The 24,114-nt window shown below is 63.0% G+C and carries 22 protein-coding genes and 7 tRNA genes; 24 read left to right on the top strand and 5 right to left on the bottom strand.

The annotated features are described in order from the left end of the window. Positions 1–14: 14 nt before the first annotated feature. From fabG to ABNP31_RS07410, 14 genes are all read left to right on the top strand, one after another. Entirely contained in the window at positions 15–755 is a 741-nt protein-coding gene (fabG, locus tag ABNP31_RS07345; protein WP_085664924.1) for a 3-oxoacyl-ACP reductase FabG, read from the top strand. Positions 756–957: 202 nt separating this feature from the next. After that, the gene (gene acpP / locus ABNP31_RS07350) at positions 958–1,194 is read left to right on the top strand and encodes an acyl carrier protein (protein WP_016715141.1); all 237 of its coding nucleotides are present in this window, start codon (positions 958–960) and stop codon (positions 1,192–1,194) included. 188 nt (positions 1,195–1,382) lie between these two features. Further along, positions 1,383–2,627: a beta-ketoacyl-ACP synthase II gene (gene fabF, locus ABNP31_RS07355; protein ID WP_238067434.1), complete on the top strand. Its 1,245-nt coding sequence runs from the start codon at positions 1,383–1,385 to the stop codon at positions 2,625–2,627. Beyond that, positions 2,627–3,442 carry an aminodeoxychorismate lyase gene (pabC, locus tag ABNP31_RS07360; protein WP_085664925.1) on the top strand — a complete coding sequence of 272 codons (816 nt, stop codon included), beginning with the start codon at positions 2,627–2,629 and terminating at the stop codon, positions 3,440–3,442. Before fabF ends, pabC begins: the two co-directional genes overlap by 1 nt. Before the next feature lie 4 nt (positions 3,443–3,446). Next, positions 3,447–4,685, top strand: a complete 1,239-nt coding sequence (mltG, locus tag ABNP31_RS07365; RefSeq protein ID WP_350013147.1) for an endolytic transglycosylase MltG — start codon at positions 3,447–3,449, stop codon at positions 4,683–4,685. Positions 4,686–4,694: 9 nt separating this feature from the next. Next, a complete protein-coding gene (gene tmk / locus ABNP31_RS07370; RefSeq protein ID WP_085618179.1) occupies positions 4,695–5,327 on the top strand; it encodes a dTMP kinase in 633 nt (210 codons plus the stop codon). After that, positions 5,320–6,306, top strand: coding sequence for a DNA polymerase III subunit delta' (locus ABNP31_RS07375; protein ID WP_085693378.1), 987 nt, complete (start codon positions 5,320–5,322; stop codon positions 6,304–6,306). Before tmk ends, ABNP31_RS07375 begins: the two co-directional genes overlap by 8 nt. A gap of 30 nt (positions 6,307–6,336) precedes the next feature. Next, positions 6,337–7,119: a TatD family hydrolase gene (locus ABNP31_RS07380; protein ID WP_046616993.1), complete on the top strand. Its 783-nt coding sequence runs from the start codon at positions 6,337–6,339 to the stop codon at positions 7,117–7,119. 363 nt (positions 7,120–7,482) lie between these two features. Then, entirely contained in the window at positions 7,483–7,836 is a 354-nt protein-coding gene (locus tag ABNP31_RS07385; RefSeq protein WP_350013148.1) for a hypothetical protein, read from the top strand. A 431-nt stretch (positions 7,837–8,267) separates the two neighbouring features. After that, a complete protein-coding gene (locus ABNP31_RS07390; RefSeq protein ID WP_003260720.1) occupies positions 8,268–8,903 on the top strand; it encodes a TetR/AcrR family transcriptional regulator in 636 nt (211 codons plus the stop codon). A gap of 284 nt (positions 8,904–9,187) precedes the next feature. Next, positions 9,188–10,156 carry a GTP 3',8-cyclase MoaA gene (locus ABNP31_RS07395; RefSeq protein ID WP_238067437.1) on the top strand — a complete coding sequence of 323 codons (969 nt, stop codon included), beginning with the start codon at positions 9,188–9,190 and terminating at the stop codon, positions 10,154–10,156. 66 nt (positions 10,157–10,222) lie between these two features. Further along, entirely contained in the window at positions 10,223–10,828 is a 606-nt protein-coding gene (locus ABNP31_RS07400) for a DUF4823 domain-containing protein (RefSeq protein WP_013971585.1), read from the top strand. A 10-nt stretch (positions 10,829–10,838) separates the two neighbouring features. Beyond that, on the top strand, positions 10,839–11,399 hold the full coding sequence (locus ABNP31_RS07405) for a DUF1285 domain-containing protein (protein ID WP_085664929.1): 561 nt from the start codon (positions 10,839–10,841) through the stop codon (positions 11,397–11,399). A 207-nt stretch (positions 11,400–11,606) separates the two neighbouring features. Next, positions 11,607–12,023: a cupin domain-containing protein gene (locus ABNP31_RS07410; RefSeq protein WP_075044140.1), complete on the top strand. Its 417-nt coding sequence runs from the start codon at positions 11,607–11,609 to the stop codon at positions 12,021–12,023. Here the strand turns inward: ABNP31_RS07410 and ABNP31_RS07415 are convergent. The 3 genes from ABNP31_RS07415 to ABNP31_RS07425 all read right to left on the bottom strand — a co-directional run bounded on the left by ABNP31_RS07415 (position 11,996) and on the right by ABNP31_RS07425 (position 14,731). Next, entirely contained in the window at positions 11,996–13,282 is a 1,287-nt protein-coding gene (locus tag ABNP31_RS07415; protein ID WP_085664930.1) for a cytosine deaminase, read from the bottom strand. The two genes, ABNP31_RS07410 and ABNP31_RS07415, sit on opposite strands and share 28 nt — an antisense overlap. 114 nt (positions 13,283–13,396) lie before the next feature. Then, a tRNA-Asn gene (locus tag ABNP31_RS07420) sits at positions 13,397–13,472 on the bottom strand. A 62-nt stretch (positions 13,473–13,534) separates the two neighbouring features. Further along, entirely contained in the window at positions 13,535–14,731 is a 1,197-nt protein-coding gene (locus tag ABNP31_RS07425) for an amino acid aminotransferase (RefSeq protein ID WP_085618187.1), read from the bottom strand. A gap of 288 nt (positions 14,732–15,019) precedes the next feature. Between ABNP31_RS07425 and uvrB the strand changes: the two genes are divergently transcribed. Then, entirely contained in the window at positions 15,020–17,035 is a 2,016-nt protein-coding gene (gene uvrB, locus ABNP31_RS07430) for an excinuclease ABC subunit UvrB (protein ID WP_085618189.1), read from the top strand. Positions 17,036–17,166: 131 nt separating this feature from the next. On the opposite strand, the gene ABNP31_RS07435 is transcribed toward uvrB, so the two are convergent. Beyond that, positions 17,167–18,717, bottom strand: coding sequence for an MDR family MFS transporter (locus ABNP31_RS07435; protein WP_350013149.1), 1,551 nt, complete (start codon positions 18,715–18,717; stop codon positions 17,167–17,169). After that, positions 18,707–19,762: an HlyD family secretion protein gene (locus tag ABNP31_RS07440; RefSeq protein ID WP_350013150.1), complete on the bottom strand. Its 1,056-nt coding sequence runs from the start codon at positions 19,760–19,762 to the stop codon at positions 18,707–18,709. The genes ABNP31_RS07435 and ABNP31_RS07440 overlap by 11 nt, the downstream gene beginning before the upstream one ends. 143 nt (positions 19,763–19,905) lie before the next feature. On the opposite strand from ABNP31_RS07440, the gene gltX reads away from it, so the two are divergent. The 9 genes from gltX to ABNP31_RS07485 all read left to right on the top strand — a co-directional run bounded on the left by gltX (position 19,906) and on the right by ABNP31_RS07485 (position 24,011). Continuing rightward, positions 19,906–21,387, top strand: a complete 1,482-nt coding sequence (gltX, locus tag ABNP31_RS07445) for a glutamate--tRNA ligase (RefSeq protein ID WP_025338230.1) — start codon at positions 19,906–19,908, stop codon at positions 21,385–21,387. 289 nt (positions 21,388–21,676) lie between these two features. Further along, positions 21,677–21,752: transfer RNA gene (locus tag ABNP31_RS07450), tRNA-Ala, on the top strand. Between the two features lie 72 nt (positions 21,753–21,824). Then, positions 21,825–21,900, top strand: a tRNA-Glu gene (locus tag ABNP31_RS07455). A gap of 53 nt (positions 21,901–21,953) precedes the next feature. Continuing rightward, positions 21,954–22,029 (top strand) — tRNA-Ala (locus tag ABNP31_RS07460). Between the two features lie 43 nt (positions 22,030–22,072). Continuing rightward, a tRNA-Glu gene (locus tag ABNP31_RS07465) sits at positions 22,073–22,148 on the top strand. Between the two features lie 60 nt (positions 22,149–22,208). Then, positions 22,209–22,284: transfer RNA gene (locus tag ABNP31_RS07470), tRNA-Ala, on the top strand. A gap of 42 nt (positions 22,285–22,326) precedes the next feature. Then, a tRNA-Glu gene (locus tag ABNP31_RS07475) sits at positions 22,327–22,402 on the top strand. A 172-nt stretch (positions 22,403–22,574) separates the two neighbouring features. Beyond that, complete coding sequence (locus ABNP31_RS07480; RefSeq protein ID WP_013971594.1) at positions 22,575–23,114, top strand: TetR/AcrR family transcriptional regulator; 540 nt, start codon at positions 22,575–22,577, stop codon at positions 23,112–23,114. Between the two features lie 15 nt (positions 23,115–23,129). Beyond that, entirely contained in the window at positions 23,130–24,011 is an 882-nt protein-coding gene (locus tag ABNP31_RS07485) for an alpha/beta fold hydrolase (RefSeq protein WP_085664933.1), read from the top strand. The last annotated feature ends 103 nt before the right edge of the window (positions 24,012–24,114 follow it).

The following is a 24,114-nucleotide window of genomic DNA, read 5'->3' on the forward strand; positions in this document are numbered from 1 at the left end:
TTGGAGAAGCTTGCATGAGCCTGCAAGGTAAAGTTGCACTGGTCACCGGCGCCAGCCGTGGCATTGGCCAGGCCATCGCCCTCGAGCTGGGCCGCCAGGGCGCGACCGTGATCGGCACCGCCACTTCGGCCTCCGGCGCCGAGCGCATTGCTGCCACCCTGAAAGAACACGGCATCACCGGTACCGGCATGGAACTGAACGTGACCAGCGCCGAATCGGTTGAAGCTGTGCTGGCCGCCATCGGCGAGCAGTTCGGCGCACCGACCATCCTGGTCAACAACGCCGGTATCACCCGTGACAACCTCATGCTGCGCATGAAGGACGACGAGTGGTTCGACGTGATCGATACCAACCTGAACAGCCTCTACCGTCTGTCCAAGGGCGTGCTGCGTGGCATGACCAAGGCACGTTGGGGCCGTATCATCAGCATCGGCTCGGTCGTCGGTGCCATGGGCAACGCCGGCCAGGCCAACTACGCGGCCGCCAAGGCCGGCCTGGAAGGCTTCAGCCGCGCCCTGGCGCGTGAAGTGGGCTCGCGTGGCATCACCGTCAACTCGGTGACTCCGGGCTTCATCGACACCGACATGACCCGCGAGCTGCCAGAAGCGCAGCGCGAAGCCCTGCAGACCCAGATCCCGCTGGGCCGCCTGGGCCAGGCAGACGAAATCGCCAAGGTGGTTTCGTTCCTGGCATCCGACGGCGCAGCCTACGTAACCGGCGCCACCGTGCCGGTCAACGGCGGGATGTACATGTAACACTGCAACTCAATGTGACGGATTTCGTAAAAAAAGAGTCATACTGCGAGCCTAAAATCCGTTATAAAGCTGCAACCAGATTCCAGGCAGCGGGTGTGGTGACTGGTGTGAAGGTGCGTTTAGCTTGAAAAGCGAACGTCTTTCTATAAAATTAGCCACCGGCCAGCTGCCTGACATATATCCATTAGGAGTAAACCTAGGTATGAGCAACATCGAAGAACGCGTCAAGAAAATCGTCGCCGAGCAACTGGGCGTCAAGGAAGAGGAAGTGACTCTCGAGAAGTCCTTCGTCGATGACCTGGGTGCCGATTCGCTTGACACCGTTGAGCTGGTGATGGCTCTGGAAGAGGAATTCGAGACCGAAATCCCTGACGAAGAAGCCGAGAAGATCACTACCGTTCAAGCTGCTGTAGACTACGTCAAAGCCCACCAGGCCTAAGACGCTGTAGTCGACGCTTCTTGTCGGGAAAAACCGCACTGCCTTTGCCGGCGTGCGGTTTTTTCTTTGCGAGCACCCTGCGTTTTGCAGATCGGGCTCGTTCACCGGGTACCAAGAGCTTGTTGCCATTTCATTCCATTGCTTGAATGCAATGGCAAGAAACTCTGTCATTAGAAAAGGAGAGTACTGTGTCGCGTAGACGCGTCGTGGTCACCGGTATGGGTATGCTGTCGCCACTGGGTACTGATGTACCGAGCACCTGGCAGGGCATTCTGGCTGGCCGCAGTGGCATCGGTCCGATCGAACACACGGACCTGTCTGCCTACTCCACCCGTTTTGGCGGCTCGGTGAAAGGCTTCGAGGTCGAGCAATACCTGTCGGCCAAAGAGGCCCGCAAGCTCGACCTGTTCATCCAGTACGGCCTGGCGGCCGGGTTCCAGGCAGTGCGTAATGCCGGCCTGGAAGTCTCCGACGCCAACCGCCAGCGTATTGGCGTGGCCATGGGCTCGGGTATCGGCGGCCTGACCAACATCGAAGAAACCAGCCGCACCCTGCACGATTCGGGGCCGCGTCGCATTTCGCCGTTCTTCGTGCCAGGCTCGATCATCAACATGATCTCCGGCTTCCTGTCGATCCACCTGGGGCTGCAAGGGCCGAACTACGCCATCGCCACCGCGTGCACCACTGGTACCCACTGCATCGGCATGGCCGCGCGCAACATCGCCTACGGTGAAGCCGATGTGATGATCGCCGGCGGCGCCGAAATGGCCGCCTGCGGCCTGGGCATGGGCGGCTTCGGTGCCTCCCGTGCACTGTCCACTCGCAACGACGAGCCGACCCGGGCCAGCCGCCCGTGGGACAAGGGCCGTGACGGCTTCGTGCTGTCCGACGGTGCCGGTGCCCTGGTGCTCGAAGAACTGGAGCACGCCAAGGCCCGCGGCGCGACCATCTATGCCGAGCTGGTCGGCTTCGGCATGAGCGGTGACGCCTACCACATGACTTCGCCACCCGACACCGGCGAAGGCGCTGCCCGTTGCATGGCCAACGCCCTGCGTGATGCCGGCATCCAGCCGGAAGAGGTCAGCTACATCAACGCCCATGGCACCTCGACTCCTGCTGGCGATGTGGCCGAAGTGGCGGCGATCAAGCGCGTGTTCGGTGAGCATGCCTACAAGCTGGCTGTCAGCTCGACCAAGTCGATGACCGGCCACCTGCTGGGCGCCGCCGGTGCCGTGGAAGCGATCTTCAGCGTGCTGGCGATCAACAGCCAGATGGCTCCGCCCACCATCAACCTGGACGAGCCGGACGAAGGCTGCGACCTCGACTTCGTACCGCACCAGGCGCGCAGCATGCCGATCGATGTGGTGCTGTCCAACTCGTTCGGCTTTGGCGGCACCAACGGTTCGCTGGTATTCCGCCGGTTCGCCGATTGATGCAAAGCTGGATCGATGGCCAGCCGGCGGCTGCAGTCAACCTGCAGAACCGCGGCCTGGCCTACGGCGATGGGCTGTTCGAGACCATCGCCGTGCGCGGCGGCCGGCCCAGCCTGCTGGACGGCCACCTCGCACGCCTGGCGCTGGGCTGCCAGCGCCTGGCAATCAGTGCCGACCTGGCGCTGGTGCGCGACGAACTCCTGCGCTATGCCAGCCAGCTCGGCGATGGCGTAGCCAAACTCATCCTTACTCGTGGTGACAGCCAGCGCGGTTACGCACCGGTTGCCGGTGCCGCGCCGCGCCGTATTCTGCAGGGCAGCCCGTTGCCCAGCTATCCTGTCGAACATGCCGAGCACGGCGTGCGCCTGTTCCCGTGCCAGACCCGGCTTGGGGAACAACCGCTGCTGGCCGGCCTCAAACACCTCAACCGCCTGGAGCAGGTGCTGGCCCGTGCCGAATGGCAGGACAGCGAACATGCCGAAGGCCTGATGCGTGATGGGCAGGGCAGGGTGATCGAAGGGGTGTACAGCAATCTGTTCCTGGTGCGCGATGGCGTGCTGTTCACGGCCGACCTCAGCCGCTGTGGCGTCGCTGGCGTGATGCGGGCCGCGTTGCTGGAACAAGCAGCGCTGCTCGGCATCCCGGTGCAGGTCTGCGACCTGCCGTTCGACGCGCTGGAGCAGGCAGATGAAGTATTTGTCTGCAACAGCGTCTACGGTGTCTGGCCCGTGCGTGGCGTTGCCGCGCTAAACTGGTCGCCGGGCCCGCTCACCCGTAAACTGCAGGCCGTTGCCCGTACGTTACTGGAAACCTGAATTCGTGAGACGTAAATTCCTGCTGCTGCTGGAAATGGGCTTGATCCTCGCCGGCCTTGCCGTGGGCTGGTCAGCCTGGAAGGTCAACTCGGTCCTCGAGCAGCCCCTGCACGTGACGCAGGAGCGCCTGCTCGACGTGCCCAATGGCACCAACCCCAATCGCATGTTCTATCGCATGCAGAACGAAGGGTTGCTCGACGACGCCGTCTGGTTGCGCCTGTACTGGCGCTTCAACATGGCCGGCACCCCGCTGCACACCGGCGAGTACCGCCTGACCCCCGGCATGACCGTGGAGCAGTTGTTCGATGCCTGGCGTCGGGCCGACGTGGTGCAGTACAACCTGACCCTGGTCGAAGGCTGGACCTTCCGCCAGGTGCGCTCGGCCGTGGCCAAGCATGAAAAGATCAAGCACACGCTGGATGGGCTGTCCGATTCGGAAGTGATGGACAAGCTCGGCCATACCGGTGTGTTCCCCGAGGGGCGCTTCTTCCCGGACACCTACCGCTTCGTGCGCGGCATGAGCGACGTCGAGTTGCTGCAGCAGGCCTATATGCGCCTGGACGAAGTGCTGGCCAAGGAGTGGGCCGAGCGCACCACCGACCTGCCATACCGTGACCCGTACCAGGCGCTGATCATGGCCTCGCTGGTGGAGAAGGAGACCGGCATTCCCCAGGAGCGCGGGCAAATCGCCGGCGTTTTCGTGCGGCGCCTGCGCCTGGGCATGATGCTGCAGACCGACCCTACGGTGATCTACGGCATGGGTGAGCGCTACAACGGCAAGATCACCCGCGCCGACCTGCGCGAGCCGACGCCTTACAACACCTACACCATCACCGGCCTGCCGCCGACCCCGATCGCCATGGTCGGTCGCGAAGCGATTCACGCGGCGCTCAACCCGTCCGATGGCACCAGCCTGTACTTCGTCGCCCGTGGCGATGGCAGCCACGTGTTTTCCGACGACCTCGACGACCACAACTCGGCGGTGCGCGAGTTCCAGCTCAAGCGCCGTGCGGACTACCGCTCCAGCCCCGCGCCGCAATCGCAGCCAGAGCCGCAGCCGCAGCCGCAACCGCAACCGCAACCACAACCCCAACCACAACCAAGTACCGACGAGGCCGAACAGCCCCAGGCGCCTGCCGACGAGTCTACCGCGCAGCCAGCGCCCGACCAGCCGCCTGTGCAGGACGCCCCTGCCGGCGGCGCGCAAGCGGCCGAACGGCCGATGCCTGACGAACAACATTAAGGACTGCCTGTGAGCGGCTTGTTTATTACTTTGGAAGGCCCCGAAGGCGCGGGCAAGAGCACCAACCGCGACTACCTGGCTGCGCGCCTTTGCGAGCAGGGCCTGGACGTGGTGCTGACCCGTGAGCCCGGCGGCACGCCGCTGGCCGAAAAGGTGCGCGAGCTGCTGCTGGCGCCCAGCGATGAAAGCATGGCGGCCGACACCGAACTGTTGCTGGTGTTCGCTGCGCGTGCCCAGCACCTGGCGCAGGTGATCCGGCCGGCGCTGGCCCGCGGGGCGGTTGTCTTGTGTGACAGGTTTACCGATGCCACTTACGCCTACCAGGGCGGCGGGCGCGGTTTGTCGGTCGAGCGGATCGCCACCCTGGAGCAGTTCGTCCAGGGCGACCTGCGCCCGGACCTGACCCTGGTCTTCGACCTGCCGGTCGAAGTGGGCCTGGCCCGCGCCGCCGCCCGTGGCCGCCTGGACCGTTTCGAGCAGGAAGGCCAGGCGTTCTTCGAAGCGGTGCGTCAGGCCTACCTGCAGCGCGCCAACCGCGAACCACAGCGCTATAGCCTGCTCGATGCCGCCCAGCCTCTGGAGGCCGTGCAGCGCGCCATTGATTCACTGCTGCCAGGCATCCTGGAGCGTTGCCGTGGCTGAGGCCTATCCCTGGCAGCAGGCCCTCTGGCAGCAACTGGCCGGCCGCAGCCAGCACGCTCACGCCTACCTGCTGCATGGGCCGCAGGGCATCGGCAAGCGGGCCCTGGCCGAGCGCCTGATGGCCCGCCTGCTGTGCCAGCAGCCCCAGGGACTGGAGGCCTGTGGCGGGTGCAAGTCATGCTTGCTGCTCAAGGCTGGTAGCCACCCGGACAACTTCGTCCTCGAGCCCGAAGAGGCCGATAAGCCGATCAAGGTCGACCAGGTGCGCGAGTTGGTGGCCTTCGTGGTGCAGACCGCGCAGTTGGGTGGGCGCAAGGTGGTACTGATCGAGCCGGTGGAAGCGATGAACGTCAACGCCTCCAACGCCCTGCTCAAAAGCCTCGAAGAACCCTCCGGCGATACCGTGTTGCTGCTGGTAACCCACCAGCCCAGCCGCCTGTTGCCGACCATCAAGAGCCGGTGCCAGCAGGTCGCCTGCCCGCAGCCCAGCCTGGCCCAGAGCCAGGCCTGGCTGGCCGGCGCGCTGCCTGACAGTGACGAGGCCGAGCGCGACGAGTTGCTGACCCTGGCTGCCGGTTCGCCGCTGATGGCGGTCAGCCTGCAGGCGCAAGGCGTGCGCGAGCAGCGCGCGCTGGTCACCGACGGGGTGAAGAAGCTGCTCAAGCAGCAGCAATCGCCCAGCCAGCTGGCCGATGCCTGGAACGGTGTACCGCTGTTGCTGCTGTTCGACTGGTTCTGCGACTGGGCGCACCTGATCCTGCGCTACCAATTGACCCAGGACGAGGAGGGGCTAGGCTTGGCCGATATGCGCAAGGTGGTGCAGTACCTGGCGCAGAAGAGCCGCCAGGCCAAGGTGCTGGAGGTGCAGGCATGGATCCTGGAACAGCGCCAGAAGGTGCTGGGCAAGGCCAACCTCAACCGCGCCCTGCTGCTTGAATCGCTGCTGGCCCACTGGCTGCAGTTGCCGGGCGCCCGCTGATTTTCATTTTTTCATGTGTGCCGTTATCCCATGCTCGTAGATTCCCATTGCCATCTCGACCGTCTAGACCTGAGCGCCCACCAGGGCTCCCTCGATGCTGCCCTGCAGGCGGCGCGTGAGCGCGGGGTCGGGCATTTCCTGTGTATTGGCGTCAGTGCCGAGAATGCTGGTGCGGTGAAGGCGCTGAGCGAGCGCTACGCCGATGTCGATTGCTCGGTGGGCGTGCACCCGCTGGACCTGGCGCCGGGCGAAACGCCGGCGCTGGAATGGCTGCTGCGCGAGCTGGCTCACCCGCATGTGGTGGCGATTGGTGAAACCGGGCTGGATTACCACTACGAGCCGGAAGCAGCCGAGTTGCAGCAAGCCTCGTTCCGCCTGCACCTGGAGGCCTCGCGGCAGACCGGCAAGCCGGTGATCGTGCATACCCGTGCGGCGCGTGCCGATACCCTGGCGCTGCTGCGCGAGGCCAACCTGCCGCAGGCTGGCGTGCTGCACTGCTTCACCGAAGACTGGGACATGGCCAAGGCGGCGCTGGACCTGGGGTATTACATTTCGTTGTCTGGCATCGTTACCTTCCGCAATGCCGATGCCCTGCGTGAAGTGGCGCGGCAGGTGCCGGTCGATCGTTTGCTGGTGGAGACGGATTCGCCGTACCTGGCGCCGATCCCGCATCGGGGCAAGCCGAATTTGCCGCAGTACGTGCGTGAGGTGGCGGAGTACGTGGCTTCGTTGCGCGGGGCCAGTTATGAGCAGTTGGCAGAACAGACCACTGCCAACTTCAAGCGCTTGTTCCCGTTGGCGCGGGTGGCCTGACAGCAACTCTTCATAATACAAAGCCTGAGCGCTCTTGCTCTTGCTCTTGCTTCAGCTTTTGCTTTTAAGCGCGCGATAGTTCAGGCGCCGCCGATTGCGACTTCAGGAGGCCGAGCGAAGGGATTGCGGAGGGAGGTGACGGACATGGATGCCCGTCAAGCGCTGAGGCCCCATGGATGGGGCCTGCAGCGCGTCCTCCCGGGAGCAGGCCCGTAGCGAGGGGACCCCGGAGCGCAGCGCAGGGGCCGGATGATGGGAGCCGACGGTTTTTGGTTCCTTTTTGCCACGACAAAAAGGGACCCGCCGTAAGGGCGGAAAGGTGACTTTGCGCCACCATTGCGAATGAATGCCTACTCGATGTGAATGCCCGCATCCAAAAAGCAAAAAGCAAAAAGCAAAAAGCAAAAAGCAAAAAGCAAAAAGCAAAAAGCAAAAAGCTTAAGCGACGGTTTTGATATGGCGAACAGTCCGTTTGCGATGGCGACGCTGACTCACCTTTTCGCCCTTACGGCGAGTCACTTTTTGCCAAACGCGGCAAAAAGTAACCAAAAAACGCTGCGCTCCCATCATCCGGCCCCTGCGCTGCGCTCCGGGGTTCCCTCACTCCGGCCTTGCTCCCGGGAGTACGCGCTGCAGGCCCCATCCATGGGGCCTCAGCGCTTGACGGGCATCCATGCCCGTTACCTCCCTCCGCAAGACCTGCGTTCGGCCTCCTGAAGTCGCGAAGATCAAGATCAAAAGCAAGATCAAAAGCCAGAGCAAGATCAAAAGCCAGAGCAAGATCAAAAGCTCAGCACGAGCCTCGCGTGGGCGGCCCGTCACGTAAGCAAAAAAAACCCGGGTTCTGGGGGGGGAATCCGGGTTAAGACCATTAGGAGTAAAACAAAGGTACGCGGTCCCTGAGCACCTTTATCGGCGCGCCACTTGGGGGGGATGCGCCGCGCCAACACTTCAAGTATTGGTCAGCTTTGGCGCAGTGCCAGTGCATATTGATCGTTTTTTAAACAGATTTGGAATACGCCAACGTTTCATTCCTCCCGCAGCGCATGGCCGTAAGCATCATGAAACACAGACATGCTAGGATGATCCGTGCAATTTCCCGCAAGTTAGGCATAATAAACCGCTTCGATTGTCATCCAGTCCTTCCTATGCAGAAAGAACCTCGTAAGGTCCGTGAGTTTCGCCGTCGCGAACAGGAAATCCTCGACACCGCGCTCAAACTGTTTCTCGAACAGGGTGAAGACAGCGTCACTGTCGAGATGATCGCTGACGCCGTGGGCATCGGCAAAGGCACGATCTACAAGCACTTCAAGTCCAAGGCGGAGATCTACCTGCGCCTGATGCTCGACTACGAGCGCGACCTGAACGCGCTGTTGCATTCGGCCGACGTCGATCGCGACAAGGAAGCCCTGTCGCGAGCCTACTTCGAGTTCCGCATGCGCGATCCGCAGCGTTACCGGCTGTTCGACCGCCTGGAAGAAAAGGTGGTCAAGGGCAACCAGGTACCGGAAATGGTCGAACAGCTGCACAGCATCCGTGCCTCCAACTTCGACCGCCTGACCCAGCTGATCAAGGGCCGTATCAGCGAAGGCAAGCTCGAAGACGTGCCGCCGTATTTCCATTATTGCGCCGCCTGGGCGCTGGTGCACGGCGCCGTGGCGCTGTACCACTCGCCGTTCTGGAGCAATGTGCTGGAGGACCAGGAAGGCTTCTTCCAGTTCTTGATGGACATTGGCGTGCGCATGGGCAACAAGCGCAAGCGCGATCCCGAACCTTCTAACTGAGATAGTGCAGGCTTTCCCTGAAGCCTGCCAGTCAGCGTTATTGGGGCCGCTTTGCGGCCATCGCAGGCAAGCCAACTCCCACATGTACAGCGCAGATCTCGAGTTTTGCGCGATCCTGTGGGAGCTGGCTTGCCTGCGATGGGCTGCGCAGCAGCCCCATGACTGACATGCCTGCTTCCACAACAGCACGGCGACACCGACAGCGGCAAAAAGGATAGGGCTTGCAAAAACCTGATTTATAAGTCAGGTTTTGCCAGCCCCCATCATCCATGCCGGAGTCATTCATGATCGTCGATCGTCAAGGCAGGCGTTTTCGCAACCTGCGCGTCAGCCTGACGGCTGCCTGTAATTATGCCTGCACCTACTGCGTGCCAGACGGCAAGCGCCTGGTCGCAGCACAGGACGAACTACCGGCGGATGCCCTGGCCCGTGGCGTGGCCTACCTGATCGAAGCCGCCGGCATCGAACGCTTGCGCATCACCGGCGGTGAGCCATTGGTCAGTCCGCGTCTGGATGCCTTTCTGGCCGCCGTGGCCAAGCTCGACCTTGACGATATCTCGCTGACTACCAATGGCCAGCTGCTGACGCGCAAGTTGCCCCAGTTGCAGGCGGCAGGTATCCGCCGATTGAACGTTTCCCTCGACACCCTCGACCCACATGCCTTCCGCCGTATCGCCCGGGGCGGCGACCTGGCCAGCGTGCTGGCGGGTATGCAGCAGGCCAGCGCCATGGGCATGCAGATCAAGGTGAACATGGTGCCGATGCGCGGGCACAACCTCGATCAGGTGCTGCCGCTGCTGGATTACTGCCTTGAGCGTGGCTTCGAGCTGCGCTTCATCGAACTCATGCGCATGGGCCACCTGGCCCGTGACCACAATGCCTTCCTGCAGCAGTTCGTCGGCCTCGACCAACTGCTCGCACTGATCGCTGGCAAGCATGCCTACCTTCAGGTCGACGCGCCGCTGGATGCCACCGCCTTGCGTTATCAGGTACCCGGCAAAGGCCACTTTGGCGTGATCGCCAACGAAAGCGTACCGTTCTGCCGCACCTGTTCGCGACTGCGCCTGTCCTCCACGGGCTGGCTGCACGGCTGCCTGTCGTCGGGCAATCGCCATTTCGTCGGCGATCTGCTGGAAAAACCGCGGCATCAGGCGCTGCCAGCCCTGCAGCGCTTGCTGGTCAAGGCCCTGGCAGACAAGCAGGACCTGGCGTTTTCCGGCGATGTGATGGTGATGAAGGTGATCGGTGGCTGAAGCTGGCGCAAAAGCTGCATCCGCCGGCTATTCGCCGGTTTTTCGTCGCCGGCCACTGGAGGAAAGATGCGTAGCCTGGTTTTGCTGCTGGCGCTGATGGCGCTGGGCGGTTGCATGAATGTCAGCGATATGGGCGAGGGCGTCCGTTACCACATGAGCGATGCCGGTCTGCTGGACCACAGCGATACCCGGCGCACCCTGTCGATCCGCCTGCAGCCCGATTCGTTCATCTTCATCGGCCAGGGCGCGTTCGTGCCACCGGGCAAGGGGCCGGTGCCGCGGCAGAACGCGGTGGCCGAGCAGGCCTACAAGAGCTTCGTCGAGTATTTCCCGCTGGTACGCCGCGCCCAAGGGCCACTGGGCCTGGAAGAGGCCATCGCCCAGGCCCGTTCGGTGGGTGCCGACTACGTGCTGTACACCCGCTTCGCGCGCACCGACGACCGTATCGGCAATGGCGACGAGTGGTATGACGAACAAGCGGTCGACCGCCTGGGCTGGGACACCGGCGTGGTGCAGATGATGCTCATCGAAACCAGCACCCGTTACCTGATCGACACTGCGCGTATCAAGAGCCGTGGCGGTTTGTTGACGTTCCACGATAAAACCCCGGAGGATTTGCTTGGCGCGCCGATGCGCGAGTACGCTCGTAGCCTTCTGGGTGTGAGTGAATGAGGCAAGCGTGATGAGCGATTCCGGCAAGGCCAATGATCTTCTGGCGCAGATTCCCAAGGCCAAGGGCCTGCCGCCGGTGCATCTGTGGAACCCGGATTTCTGCGGTGACATCGACATGCGCATCGCCCGTGATGGCACCTGGTACTACCTGGGTACGCCGATCGGTCGCAAGCCGATGGTACGGCTGTTTTCCACCATCATCCGCCGCGATGGCGATGACTACTTCCTGATTACCCCGGTAGAGAAGGTGGGCATCCGCGTCGACGATGCGCCGTTCGTGGCCGTGGCGCTGGACGTGGAAGGTGAGGGTGAGCTGCAGGTGCTGCGCTTCACCAGCAATGTCGAGGACCAGGTCGAAGCCGGGCCGGCCAACCCGCTGCGCGTGGTGATCGACCCCGTCACGCAGGAGCCATCGCCGTATGTGCTGATGCGCAGCAATCTCGAGGCGCTGATTCATCGCAATGTGTTCTACCAGTTAGTAGAGCTGGCGGTGCCGCGTGAGATCGACGGGGAAGAGTGGCTTGGGGTCTGGAGCCACGGTGAGTTTTATCCGATTGGGCGTAGCAGCTGAGATATCTGGTGCCTGCACTGGCCTTTTCGCGGGCTCGCCCGCTCCCACAGGGTTCTCTACAGGCTTCAAGGGTGTGGGAGTGGGCAAGCCCGCGAAGAGGTCGGCACAGGCAATAATCGGCCTCTTGGTTTTTCCCCGAATTGGTCATTTGTCTCTCTGCCCCACAGGCCTAACCTGCAGGCAATTGCCATCCAGGAGAAGCCCCCCATGAAACCCTTTAGCATCATCCTTTTCGCCCTGTTCGCCGCTCAAACCCCTGCCTGGGCGCACGGCGACGCTGCCGACCAGGTCAAGGTCCTGCAGCAGCAACAACCCTCGAACGCCCCTGGCAAGAGCGCCGTGATGCTCACCGTCAGCTACGCCCCCGGCCAGGCATCACCCGCGCATCAGCACCCGGGCGCAGTGATGGCCTACGTGCTGGAAGGGGCAGTGGTATCGAAGCTCGATAACGAGCCGGAGAAAACCTACAAGGCCGGTGAATACTGGTACGAAGCCCCGGGTACCGTGCACAGCGTGTCACGCAACGCCAGTCAGAAGCAGTCAGCCAAGTTGCTGGTCTGGAGCCTGGTGGATGAAGGCAGTGCGGTCACATTGCCCTATCCGGCAGCAGGCTCGGAGCGCTGAGCCTGCCCCAGCCGGGTTGTCACTTCCTGCATCAGGTTCGGGTCCAGTACCTGGCAAGGCGCGACCTGCGCGTTGCTGGTGTAGAACGGCGGCAGATTTTGCGCCAGTCGAGCAACGTCCTTGGCAGTGCAGCCTGTTGGCAGCAATACATATTGCAGGCTGGAGGGGAAGGACGGCGCGGTGTACCGTTCCAGGGTGGAGCCATAGGCGCCAAGGGTCATGACCGCCTCGCTGCCGGCCGGGTCCGGAAAACGGAGCAGGACGAATGTGCAGTAACGGGGGTGGGTGAGATGCTGGTGTGCTTCGTCGCGGACCTGTGGGTCGTCATGGTTCATCAGGTTCCAGCGCAATGCGGCGTAGCTGCGAGTGGTCTCCATGAACGCAGTGCGAATGGGGGAGCGCGTTTCGTCACCGCCCAGGCAGGCCAGCAGATTGCCGAATGGGTCCAGCAAGGCTACGGCGTTGCACGTATCTGCCGCGAGCGCTGTGTCGACCAATGGCTCGGCCAGTTCGATGCCGGGCAGGCGAGGGTCTGCACTTTTGATGCGCAGGCTCCATGGGCTCAAGCCCGCCAGGGCCTGGCGTACCAAGCTCCGGCTGGGTAGGGCGATAGGGTCTTTCAGGGCAGATGGCGGCAGGCCGGCGTTGCTGCTTTCGTCGTGCACATGGTTCACGCTGGCTTCGAACAACGAACGGGTAAGGCACATCGTTGCGGCATCGATACGTTCGCCAGCGTAGATCGGCCCTTGCGCCGGCCCGACATAGTCGCGATCAAAAGGGCTGCCGACAGCATAGTAGCCCCATGTGGCTTGCACGCGCAGACGAAGTGCGGCCGGCAGGCTGGGGAATTCGAAGCGGCCGTCATGATTGATGCCGGCAAAGGTGTCGAGCGCACTTACCGCAACATTGAAGCCGGCAGTCAGCAAGGCACCTGCGCACATGGCGCAGGGGTCGAGCGTGGTGATGACGGTCAGTTCATGCGCGGGGGGTAGGGCAAGGCGCTGCTGGTTGTCGAAATACCAGTCGACCAGCCGGCGCTCACCATGCCCCGTTGGGTCGTGAAGCCTGAATGCGGGTTGCGCCTGGCTGGCAGAGGGCTCCAGCACGCGGTTGTGCAGGGCGACCAGTACCTTGCCAGTAGCATTTTCGATGATGCAGCCACCCACGGCGAACGTTGCTTGTCGGCTTGCCAAGAGGGCCTGGTTGGCGGCGATTGCTACCGCTTGCTGAGCGTTCTGAGTGAAGTAGTTGGCTTTCATGCTTGCCTGTGCTCGTCGAGGGATCTCGGACGATACAGCAGCCGTACGCTGGCATGAGGGGATAAGTGCAACAAAAAACCTCCAGTGCTTGCGCATCTGGAGGTTTTCAATGTTTGGCTCCGCGACCTGGACTCGAACCAGGGACCCAATGATTAACAGTCATTTGCTCTACCGACTGAGCTATCGCGGAATCTGTGCGTATCTTACTGATTGCCTAGGGGAAGTCAAGCCACCCCTAGGCAAAACAATGAGTTACAGCACCTGCACGATAGCTTTGGTCACCACGTGGATGTTGCTCTGGTTCAGCGCGGCCACGGCGATGCGGCCGGTGTCCAGCGCATAGATGCCGAACTCGTTCTTCAGGCGGGCGACCTGTTCGACGGTCAGGCCCGAGTACGAGAACATGCCAACCTGGCGGCCAACGAAGCTGAAGTCGCGGTTGGCGCCATATTCGGCCAGCAGCGAAACCATCTGCTTGCGCATGCCGTGGATGCGCTCGCGCATTTCGGCCAGCTCGGTTTCCCACATCTGGCGCAGTTCGGCGCTGTTCAGCACGGTGGCAACGATGGTTGCACCGTGGGTCGGCGGGTTGGAGTAGGTGGTGCGGATCACGCGCTTGACCTGCGACAGCACGCGGGTGCTCTCGTCCTTGGAGGCGGTGACGATCGACAGCGCACCGACGCGCTCGCCGTACAGCGAGAACGACTTGGAGAACGAGCTGGACACGAAGAACTCCAGGCCCGACTCGGCGAACAGGCGCACGGCGAAGGCGTCTTCGGCGATGCCGTCACCGAAGCCTTGGTAGGCCATGTCGAGGAACGGCACGTGGCCCTTGGCCTTGACCACTTCCAGGACGTTTTTCCAGTCGTCCAGGCTCAGGTCGACGCCAGTCGGGTTGTGGCAGCAGGCGTGCAGCACCACGATCGAGCCGGACGGCAGGTTGTTCAGGTCTTCGAGCATGCCGGCGCGGTTGACGTCGTTGGTCGGCGCGTCGTAGTAGCGGTAGTTCTGCACCGGGAAGCCGGCCGATTCGAACAGCGCGCGGTGGTTTTCCCAGCTCGGGTCGCTGATGGCAACCACGGCGTCAGGCGACACACGCTTGAGGAAGTCGGCACCAATCTTCAGCGCGCCGGTACCGCCGACGGCCTGCACGGTAACCACGCGGCCGGCGGCCAGCAGTGGCGACTCGGCACCGAACAGCAGCTTTTGTACAGCCTGGTCGTAGGTGGCGATGCCGTCGATCGGCAGGTAGCCGCGCGAGGCGTGCTGGGCGGCACGCTGGGTCTCGGCTTCGATCACGGCGCGCAGCAGCGGAATGCGGCCTTCCTCATTGCAGTACACGCCCACGCCCAGGTTGACCTTGTCGGTACGTGGGTCGGCGTTGAATGCTTCGTTGAGGCCCAGAATAGGGTCGCGGGGTGCCAGCTCGACAGCGGAAAACAGGCTCATTGTTACCTTGGCTCTGATTGGAGTGTGATAGGACGTACACGCTCCAGCCCGAATGCACTGAAGCGGTGCACAAACGGGGAGTCAGTATAGTGATACCGACCGGTCACCGCGACAGTCCGGCACCGCTTTTCCGGTCATTTGCGCAAATATTTTTCGACCATTGGTCTAATTGCCGGGTCCACCGTAACAAGCGCTCACAGCTGTGCCTTGAAAGCGCCCCCCGGCGGGCGCATTTGGGTATAGACTACTGGCTAAATTTACAGTTGCTGCAACACCGCGAGGTCCGTCATGTCCGAGTTCCAGCTCGTCACCCGTTTCCAGCCTGCCGGCGATCAGCCCGAGGCCATTCGCCAGATGGTCGAAGGCATCGAGGCGGGGCTGTCGCACCAGACGCTGCTCGGGGTGACCGGCTCGGGCAAGACCTTCAGCATCGCCAACGTCATTCAGCAGGTGCAGCGCCCGACCCTGGTGCTGGCGCCGAACAAGACCCTGGCCGCGCAGCTGTATGGCGAATTCAAGGCGTTCTTCCCCAACAATGCGGTGGAGTACTTCGTTTCCTACTACGACTACTACCAGCCTGAAGCCTACGTACCGTCGTCCGACACCTTCATCGAGAAGGACGCTTCGATCAACGACCACATCGAGCAGATGCGCCTGTCGGCGACCAAGGCATTGCTGGAGCGGCGTGACGCGATCATCGTCACCACCGTGTCGTGCATCTACGGCCTGGGCAGCCCCGAGACCTACCTGAAAATGGTCCTGCACGTGGACCGCGGCGACAAGCTCGACCAGCGCGCGCTGCTGCGCCGCCTGGCCGACCTGCAATACACCCGCAACGAGATGGACTTTGCCCGCGCCACCTTCCGCGTGCGCGGCGATGTGATCGACATCTTCCCGGCCGAATCGGACCTCGAGGCCATCCGCATCGAACTGTTCGATGACGAGGTGGAGAACATCGCCGCCTTCGACCCGCTGACTGGCGAGGTCTTCCGCAAGCTGCCGCGTTTCACCTTCTACCCCAAGAGCCACTACGTCACCCCGCGGGAAACCCTGCTGGAGGCGGTGGAAGGCATCAAGGAAGAGCTCAAGGACCGCCTGGAGTACCTGCAGAAGGCCAACAAGCTGGTCGAGGCCCAGCGCCTGGAGCAACGCACCCGCTTCGATCTGGAGATGATCCTGGAGCTGGGCTACTGCAACGGCATCGAGAACTACTCGCGCTACCTGTCCGGGCGCCCGGCCGGGGCGCCGCCGCCCACCCTGTACGACTACCTGCCGCCCGATGCGCTGCTGGTGATCGACGAATCCCACGTCAGCGTTCCGCAAGTCGGCGCCATGTACAAGGGCGACCGCTCGCGCAAGGAAACCCTCGTCGAATATGGCTTCCGCCTGCCTTCGGCGCTGGACAACCGGCCGATGCGTTTTGACGAGTGGGAAGATGTCAGCCCGCAGACCATCTTCGTGTCCGCCACCCCGGGCCCCTACGAGGGCGAGCACGCCGGGCGTGTGGTGGAGCAGGTGGTGCGCCCCACCGGCCTGGTCGACCCACAGGTGGAAGTACGCCCGGCGCTTACCCAGGTGGATGACCTGCTGTCGGAAATCCGCAAGCGCGTGGCACAGGGCGAGCGGGTGCTGGCCACCACGCTGACCAAGCGCATGGCCGAAGACCTCACCGACTACCTGGCCGACCACGACGTGCGGGTGCGTTACCTGCACTCGGACATCGACACCGTCGAGCGGGTGGAGATCATCCGCGACCTGCGCCTGGGTACCTTCGACGTGCTGGTGGGCATCAACCTGCTGCGTGAGGGCCTGGACATGCCCGAGGTGTCGCTGGTGGCGATCCTCGATGCCGACAAGGAAGGTTTCCTGCGCTCCGAGCGCTCACTGATCCAGACCATCGGCCGTGCTGCGCGTAACCTCAATGGCCGGGCCATCCTGTATGCCGACAACATCACCGGTTCCATGCAGCGCGCCATCGACGAGACCGAGCGTCGTCGCGAGAAGCAGATCGCCTTCAACCAGGCCAATGGCATCGTGCCCAAAGGCGTGGTCAAGGACATCACCGATATCATGGAAGGCGCCACCGTGCCCGGCGCGCGCAGCAAGAAGCGCAAGGGCATGGCCAAGGCAGCGGAGGAGAGCGCCCGTTACGAGGCCGAGCTGCGCACGCCGGGCGAGATCACCAAGCGCATCAAGCAGCTGGAAGAGAAGATGATGCAGTTCGCCCGCGATCTGGAGTTCGAGGCCGCGGCGCAATTGCGCGACGAGATTGCCCAACTGCGCGAGCGGTTGATTACCAGCTGATTTTTTTACTGCCTGCACTGGCCTCTTCGCGGGTAAACCCGCTCCCACAGGATCGCTGTAATCCTTGAGCTCTGCGCAGTACTGTGGGAGCGGGTTTACCCGCGAAGAGGCCGGCTCAGGCGACAACCCATTCAATGGGGCTCCCCAGCCTTCAGCCCCTCTGGCAACTTGCGTGTCAACAACACCGCCACCATGCTCACCGCCAACCCGATCCCCACAAAGTGGAACGCATCGTTGTAGGCCATGATCAACGCCTGCTGGTGAGTGATCTCGCTCAACTTGCCCAGCGCCGCATTGTCATTGCCCAGCCGCTCCGCCAGTTGCGCCAACCGCTCCGCCACCTGCGGGTTGCTCGGCACCACCGCCTCCCTCAGGTAATCGAAATACACCTTCGTCCGTGCATCCAGCAGGGTGGCCAGCAGCGCAATGCCGATCGCACCGCCCAGGTTACGCAGGATATTGAACAGGCTCGACGCCGAACCCGCATCCTGCGGCTGTATATACGCCGTGGCGATCAGCGAGATGGTCACCATGATCATTGGCTGGCCGATGGCACGGATGATCTGGATATGGTTGAACTGCGGCCCTGCAAAGTCCGGGTTGAGCACCCCCGAGCCGAAACTGGCGGCGCCGAACAGGCAGAACCCCAGGGCACACAACACCTTGGGCGACACCACTTTCATCAGTTGCGGCACCAACGGGATCAGGAACAGCTGCGGGATACCCATCCACATGATCACCTCGCCGATCTGCAAGGCGTTGTAGCCCTGCACCTGTGCCAGGTACAGCGGCAGCAGGTAGATCGACCCGTACAAGCCCACCCCCATGCCCAGGCTGGCGATGCTCGACAGGCCAAAGTTGCGGTTGCCGAGGATGCGCAGGTTGATCAGCGGGTGTGGCTTGGAAAACTGCAGAATCACGAAGGTGATCAGGCTGACCAGGGCGATGCTGCCCAGGCCGACGATCAGCTGCGACTCCAGCCAGTCCTTGCGGTGGCCTTCCTCCAGGAACACCTGCAGGCAGCCAAGCCCCAGGCCCAGGGTGACGATTCCGGCGTAATCGGTGCTTTTCAGCAGTTCCCAGTGCGCGTCCTTCTTTTCCAGCCCGTACAGCAGGCCGGCGATCATCACCAGGCCCGGCGGGATATTGATGTAGAAAATGTATTCCCAACCCCAGTTCTCGGTCAGCCAGCCGCCCAGGGTAGGGCCGATGGAGGGGGCGAAGGTGGCGGTCATGGCGAACATGGCCATGCCCTTGGCGCGGTGGTGTTCGGGCAGCTTGATCAGCGTCAGGGTGAAGGCCAGCGGGATCAGCGCACCGCCGGTAAAACCCTGCAGGGCGCGGAACAGGATCATGCTCTCGAGGTTCCAGGCCATCGAGCACAACAGCGACGACAACAGGAAACCGCCGGATACCCACACCGCCAGGCGCCGCGCCGACAGCAGCTGCACCAGCCAGGCGGTGAGCGGGATCATGATGATCTCCGCGACCAGGTAAGAGGTGGAAATCCACGAGCCTTCCTCCAGCGTCGCCGACAGCGCGCCCTGGATGTCCTTGAGCGACGAGTTGGTGATCTGGATGTCCAGCACCGCCATGAAGGCGCCGAGCATCACGCTCATTACCGCGATCCAGTCGCGCCGGGTCGGCTCGGCGGTGGGCCTGAGCAGCTGGTCACCGGCCATTGTGGCCTTCGTCTTCGCTGCGCAGGTCGACGGTGGCGGTCACCGACATGCCAGGGCGGATGCGCCCGTGCAGTGGGTTGTCGGCGCGGAAGGTCAGCTTGACCGGGATGCGCTGCACCACCTTGGTGAAGTTGCCGGTGGCGTTGTCGGGCGGCAGCAGGCTGAACTGCGCGCCGGAGGCGGCGAACAGGCTGTCGACCCGGCCTTCGATCGGTGTGTCGGGGTAGCTGTCGAACAGCAGTTCGGCACGCTGGCCGGGCTGCATGCGGCCGATCTGGGTTTCCTTGAAGTTGGCCTGCACCCAGATGTCTTCGTCCGGCACGATCGACAGCAGGTAGGCACCGGCCTGTACCACCTGGCCATCGCGCGCGTTGCGCTGGCCGATGCTGCCGCTGATCGGTGCGCGGATTTCGCAGCGGGTCAGGTTCAGTTCGGCCTGGGCCAGGTCGGCGCGGGCGTTGGCGATCTGCGCGTCGAGGCGCTTGAGCTCGGCGGCCAGCGCATTGACCTGCTGGCGCTGGCTTTGCAGGTCGGCACGGGCCTTGTCGACCTGCGAGCCGGCGACATGGCTGTCTGCGGACAGGGTGGTGACCCGCTCTTCCGATACGAAACCTGGCTTGCGCAGCTTCTCGGCACGGCTCAGGTCCAGGCGCGAGCGGTCGAAGGTGGCCTGGTTGGCCGCCACCTGGGCCTGGCCGGCGGCGATCAGGCTGGCTTGCTGGGTCAGGCGGCTTTGCGCCTGCACCTGTTCGGCTTCGCGGGTGGCCAGGGCGGCGCGGGCGCGTTGCACGGCCAGTTCGAAGTCGGCGGCCTCCAGGCGCACCAGCAGGTCGCCTTTCCTGACGTGCTGGTTGTCCTCGACCCGCACCTCGTCGATGCGTGCGCCCAACTGGCTGGAAATGCGCGTGATCTCGCCCTGTACGTAGGCGTTGTCGGTACTTTCGTAGAAGCGGCCCTTGAAGTACCAGTGGCCCAGGAAGGCGAGGGCGATGACGGCCACCACGGTGAAGAAGACCAGCAGGCGGCGTTTGAGTTGGGCAGGCATGAGGACTATCGTTCCAGAAATGTAAATAAATTTAACAGCGGCACATGGCCGGTCGACAAGTGACGTTCGCGCCATTGCTGGAGCCCGGTGCCTGCCTCCTGCTAACATCCCGCCTTTGTTTCATCTTTCGTTCGAGACTCTCCATGACCACCGTACGCACGCGTATCGCGCCATCGCCTACCGGCGACCCCCATGTCGGCACCGCCTACATCGCCCTGTTCAACTACTGCTTTGCCAAGCAGCACGGCGGTGAGTTCATCCTGCGCATCGAAGACACCGACCAACTGCGCTCCACGCGCGAGTCGGAACAGCAGATCTTCGATGCCCTGCGCTGGCTCGGCATCGAATGGAACGAAGGCCCGGACGTCGGCGGCCCGCACGGCCCGTACCGGCAGAGCGAGCGTGGCGAGATCTACGCCAGGTACGCCAAGGAGCTGGTTGACGCCGGCCATGCCTTCTACTGCTTCTGCACCGCCGAAGAGCTGGAGCAGATGCGCGCCGAGCAGCAAGCCCGTGGCGAAACCCCGCGCTACGACGGCCGCGCGCTGCTGCTGAGCGCCGAGGAAGTGCAGCGCCGCCTGGACGCTGGCGAGCCGCACGTGATCCGCATGAAAGTGCCGAGCGAAGGCGTGTGCGTGGTACCGGACATGCTGCGTGGCGATGTCGAGATCCCGTGGGACCGCATGGACATGCAGGTGCTGATGAAGAACGACGGCCTGCCGACGTACTTCCTGGCCAACGTGGTCGACGACCATCTGATGGGCATTACCCACGTGCTGCGCGGCGAAGAGTGGCTGCCATCGGCACCCAAGCTGATCAAGCTGTACGAATACTTCGGCTGGGAACAGCCCAAGCTGTGCTACATGCCGCTGCTGCGTAACCCGGACAAGTCCAAGCTGTCCAAGCGCAAGAACCCGACCTCGGTGACTTTCTACGAGCGCATGGGCTTCATGCCCGAGGCGATGCTCAACTACCTGGGCCGCATGGGCTGGTCGATGCCGGACGAGCGCGAGAAGTTCTCGCTGGCCGAGATGGTCGAGCACTTCGACCTGTCGCGTATCTCGCTGGGCGGCCCGATCTTCGACATCGAGAAGCTGTCCTGGCTGAACGGCCAGTGGCTGCGCGAACTGCCGGTCGAGGAGTTCGCCGCGCGCCTGCAGAAGTGGGCGTTCAACAGCGACTACATGATGAAGATCGCCCCGCACGTGCAGGGTCGGGTGGAAACCTTCAGCCAGGTTGCCCCGCTGGGTGGGTTCTTCTTCGAAGGCGCGCTGAAGCTGGACGCCAAGCTGTTCGAAAGCAAGAAACTGTCGGCCGACCAGGTACGCCAGGTGATCCAGCTGATCCTGTGGAAGCTCGAAAGCCTGCGTCAGTGGGAAAAGGAGCGCATCACCGGTTGCATCCAGGCGGTGGTAGAGGCGTTGGAGCTGAAGCTGCGTGACGCCATGCCGCTGATGTTTGCCGCCATTACCGGCCAGGCCAGCTCGGTTTCGGTACTGGATGCCATGGAAATCCTTGGCCCGGACCTGACCCGCTACCGTCTGCGCCAGGCGCTGGACCTGCTGGGTGGTGTGTCGAAGAAAGAAAACAAAGAGTGGGAAAAGCTGCTGGCCTCCATCGCCTGACAGTGGTCCCGAGGCTACAAGCCAAACCTGTGGGAGCGGGTTTACCCGCGAATACGATGGTGCGTTTTCCGTCGCATTCGCGGGTAAACCCGCTCCCACAGGGCTCACTGTTCAGTTTTGGCAAGGGCAGGGCGGTAAGTGATTGTTATCTGTGAAAAATTTTTTGAATATTTTGAAAAATTCGTTTGACAGCCCTGCAATCCGATCTTAATATGCGCCCCGTCCACAGCGATGAACGAAAACGAAACGCCAGGCACCCAGCCAGCGCTTCGGTTCTAAGCGACATTGTGGGGCTATAGCTCAGCTGGGAGAGCGCCTGCATGGCATGCAGGAGGTCAGCGGTTCGATCCCGCTTAGCTCCACCAAATTCCGTCTGGCAGCCAAGGCTGTCGGGCAAGACCGGGTCCAGCAACCGGGTCTTGAGGGTAAGAAGGTTCGTCCCCTTCGTCTAGTGGCCTAGGACACCGCCCTTTCACGGCGGTAACAGGGGTTCGAGTCCCCTAGGGGACGCCAGTTTTGCACAAGCGATGTTTCAGGGTGTCGCTGGGCCGAGAGGCTAGAAATCCGGGGCTATAGCTCAGCTGGGAGAGCGCCTGCATGGCATGCAGGAGGTCAGCGGTTCGATCCCGCTTAGCTCCACCAATTTTTGCCGCGGTTCGCGCAAGCGGATCGGCACGAAGGTTACGTCCCCTTCGTCTAGTGGCCTAGGACACCGCCCTTTCACGGCGGTAACAGGGGTTCGAGTCCCCTAGGGGACGCCACTTTTCCTGCGTTTTGCAGGGCTTTAAAGGCTCGTCGATTACTGATGAGTCTTTTGTTTCGGGGCTATAGCTCAGCTGGGAGAGCGCCTGCATGGCATGCAGGAGGTCAGCGGTTCGATCCCGCTTAGCTCCACCATTTCTGCCGCGGTTCGCGCAAGCGGATCGGCACGAAGGTTACGTCCCCTTCGTCTAGTGGCCTAGGACACCGCCCTTTCACGGCGGTAACAGGGGTTCGAGTCCCCTAGGGGACGCCACGTTTACCCGCGTTTTGCGGGACTTTTAAGGCTCATTCGATTATTGAATGGGCCTTTTGTTTTTCTTCCCTATTCAAAATTTCGCGACCGACAGCGGCTGCAGATTCTGCTTGCCAAAAAATATTATGCGAATAATATTTCGATCATCATATTTTGATCGGCGAGTGGCCTGATGAGCGACAAGAAGAGCAGAACCCGCGAACGCATTCTCGAGGCGGCGCGAAGTGCGCTGATCCAGCACGGCCCGGCCGAGCCTAGCGTCAGCCAGGTCATGGGGGCGGCAGGCCTGACCGTCGGTGGCTTCTACGCCCATTTCGACAGCAAGGACGAGTTGATGCTCGAAGCGTTCCGCCAGTTGCTGGGCGAGCGCCGCGCCTTGCTCGCGCAGATCGACCCCAGCCTGGATGGCGCCGGGCGGCGGGCGCTGGCCAGTGCCTTCTACCTGTCGCGCAAGCACCGTGATGCCGAAGTGCATGCCTGCCCGCTGCCCAACTCGCTGGGCGAGATGCAGCGCCTGCCGGAGGCCTTCCGCGAGGTGCTGGCCGAGCACATCGAGTTGATGGCTGCTGCCATGGTCGACCGCCCCGAGGACGCCGACAAGGCTTTGGCCGACCTTGCCCTGATGGTTGGCGGGCTGGCGCTGGCCCGTGCCCTGGGCACCAGCGAGCTGTCTGATCGTATTCTGCGCGCCGCCAAATCGGCGGTGCTTTAACCCTGGAGCATGGCGATGACTACCCTGAGCTGGATTCGTGGTGTCAATGGCACCCTGGGCCGCCTGGCCCCCGAGCACGTCGCGGGCAAGATGCGCCGTGCCTTCATGACCCCGCGCAACCTGCCGCCACGGGATTGGGAGTTGCCCGTGCTGGCCAGCGCCGAGCGCATCACCCTGCGCTTCGGTTTGTCGGCCTTGCGCTGGGGCAAGGGGCCGACCGTGTTGCTGATGCACGGCTGGGAAGGGCGCCCGACCCAGTTTGCCGCGTTGATCGAAACCTTGGTCCAGGCCGGGCATACCGTGGTGTCGCTGGAGGGGCCGGGGCATGGGCGTTCGCCCGGCGAGCAGGCGAATGTGGTGCTGTTTGCCCGAGCGCTGCTGGAGGCTGCCGCCGAACTGCCGCCGCTGCGCGCGGTTATTGGCCATTCCATGGGCGGCGCGAGTGTATTGCTGGCCCTGCAGATGGGGCTGCGCACAGAGGCAGCGGTCAGCATTGCCGCTCCGGCGCGGCTGTTGGGCGTACTGCGTGGCTTTGCCCATCGCCTGGGGCTTCCAGCGCGGGCGCGGGCGGCATTCATCCGCCAGGTGGAGCGGGATGTGGGCATGCAGATTGCTCGGCTGGATGTGACGGGTTACCAGCTGGAGTTGCCTGGGCTGGTGGTGCATGCCGCCGATGATGCGTTGGTGGCAGCCGATGAGGCCCAGGTCATCCACAAGGCCTGGTTCGATAGCCGCTTGATGCTGCTGGAGGCGGGTGGCCACCAGCGGGTGCTGTCCGATCCGCGCCTGAGTGCAGCGGTGCTGGAGTTGCTGGCCCGGGCTGGCGCGGTCCCTGTAGGAGCGGCCTTGTGTCGCGATGGGCTGCGCAGCAGCCCCGGCAATCTGTGTCGGGACTGAGATTTTGGGGGCCGCTGCGCGCCCCATCGCGACACAAGGCCGCTCCTACAGGGACCGCGTAGCCCCGCAGGCAAGTGCAGAAGGGCTGGACTTTCCCACGGCG

The organism is Pseudomonas asiatica (assembly GCF_040214835.1).
GTDB lineage: Bacteria > Pseudomonadota > Gammaproteobacteria > Pseudomonadales > Pseudomonadaceae > Aquipseudomonas > Aquipseudomonas putida_Z.

What these genes read in the sequence shown, in the direction of transcription:
- ABNP31_RS07380 (WP_046616993.1), top strand. Translation starts at nt 6,337, where the DNA reads ATGCTCGTAGATTCCCATTGCCATCTCGACCGTCTAGACCTGAGCGCC.
- ABNP31_RS07405 (WP_085664929.1), top strand. Translation starts at nt 10,839, where the DNA reads ATGAGCGATTCCGGCAAGGCCAATGATCTTCTGGCGCAGATTCCCAAG.
- acpP (WP_016715141.1), top strand. Translation starts at nt 958, where the DNA reads ATGAGCAACATCGAAGAACGCGTCAAGAAAATCGTCGCCGAGCAACTG.
- pabC (WP_085664925.1), top strand. Translation starts at nt 2,627, where the DNA reads ATGCAAAGCTGGATCGATGGCCAGCCGGCGGCTGCAGTCAACCTGCAG.
- ABNP31_RS07410 (WP_075044140.1), top strand. Translation starts at nt 11,607, where the DNA reads ATGAAACCCTTTAGCATCATCCTTTTCGCCCTGTTCGCCGCTCAAACC.
- ABNP31_RS07480 (WP_013971594.1), top strand. Translation starts at nt 22,575, where the DNA reads ATGAGCGACAAGAAGAGCAGAACCCGCGAACGCATTCTCGAGGCGGCG.
- ABNP31_RS07400 (WP_013971585.1), top strand. Translation starts at nt 10,223, where the DNA reads ATGCGTAGCCTGGTTTTGCTGCTGGCGCTGATGGCGCTGGGCGGTTGC.
- ABNP31_RS07390 (WP_003260720.1), top strand. Translation starts at nt 8,268, where the DNA reads ATGCAGAAAGAACCTCGTAAGGTCCGTGAGTTTCGCCGTCGCGAACAG.
- ABNP31_RS07485 (WP_085664933.1), top strand. Translation starts at nt 23,130, where the DNA reads ATGACTACCCTGAGCTGGATTCGTGGTGTCAATGGCACCCTGGGCCGC.
- ABNP31_RS07395 (WP_238067437.1), top strand. Translation starts at nt 9,188, where the DNA reads ATGATCGTCGATCGTCAAGGCAGGCGTTTTCGCAACCTGCGCGTCAGC.
- fabG (WP_085664924.1), top strand. Translation starts at nt 15, where the DNA reads ATGAGCCTGCAAGGTAAAGTTGCACTGGTCACCGGCGCCAGCCGTGGC.
- ABNP31_RS07440 (WP_350013150.1), bottom strand. Translation starts at nt 19,762, where the DNA reads ATGCCTGCCCAACTCAAACGCCGCCTGCTGGTCTTCTTCACCGTGGTG.
- ABNP31_RS07385 (WP_350013148.1), top strand. Translation starts at nt 7,483, where the DNA reads ATGCCCGCATCCAAAAAGCAAAAAGCAAAAAGCAAAAAGCAAAAAGCA.
- ABNP31_RS07435 (WP_350013149.1), bottom strand. Translation starts at nt 18,717, where the DNA reads ATGGCCGGTGACCAGCTGCTCAGGCCCACCGCCGAGCCGACCCGGCGC.
- uvrB (WP_085618189.1), top strand. Translation starts at nt 15,020, where the DNA reads ATGTCCGAGTTCCAGCTCGTCACCCGTTTCCAGCCTGCCGGCGATCAG.
- gltX (WP_025338230.1), top strand. Translation starts at nt 19,906, where the DNA reads ATGACCACCGTACGCACGCGTATCGCGCCATCGCCTACCGGCGACCCC.
- ABNP31_RS07415 (WP_085664930.1), bottom strand. Translation starts at nt 13,282, where the DNA reads ATGAAAGCCAACTACTTCACTCAGAACGCTCAGCAAGCGGTAGCAATC.
- ABNP31_RS07425 (WP_085618187.1), bottom strand. Translation starts at nt 14,731, where the DNA reads ATGAGCCTGTTTTCCGCTGTCGAGCTGGCACCCCGCGACCCTATTCTG.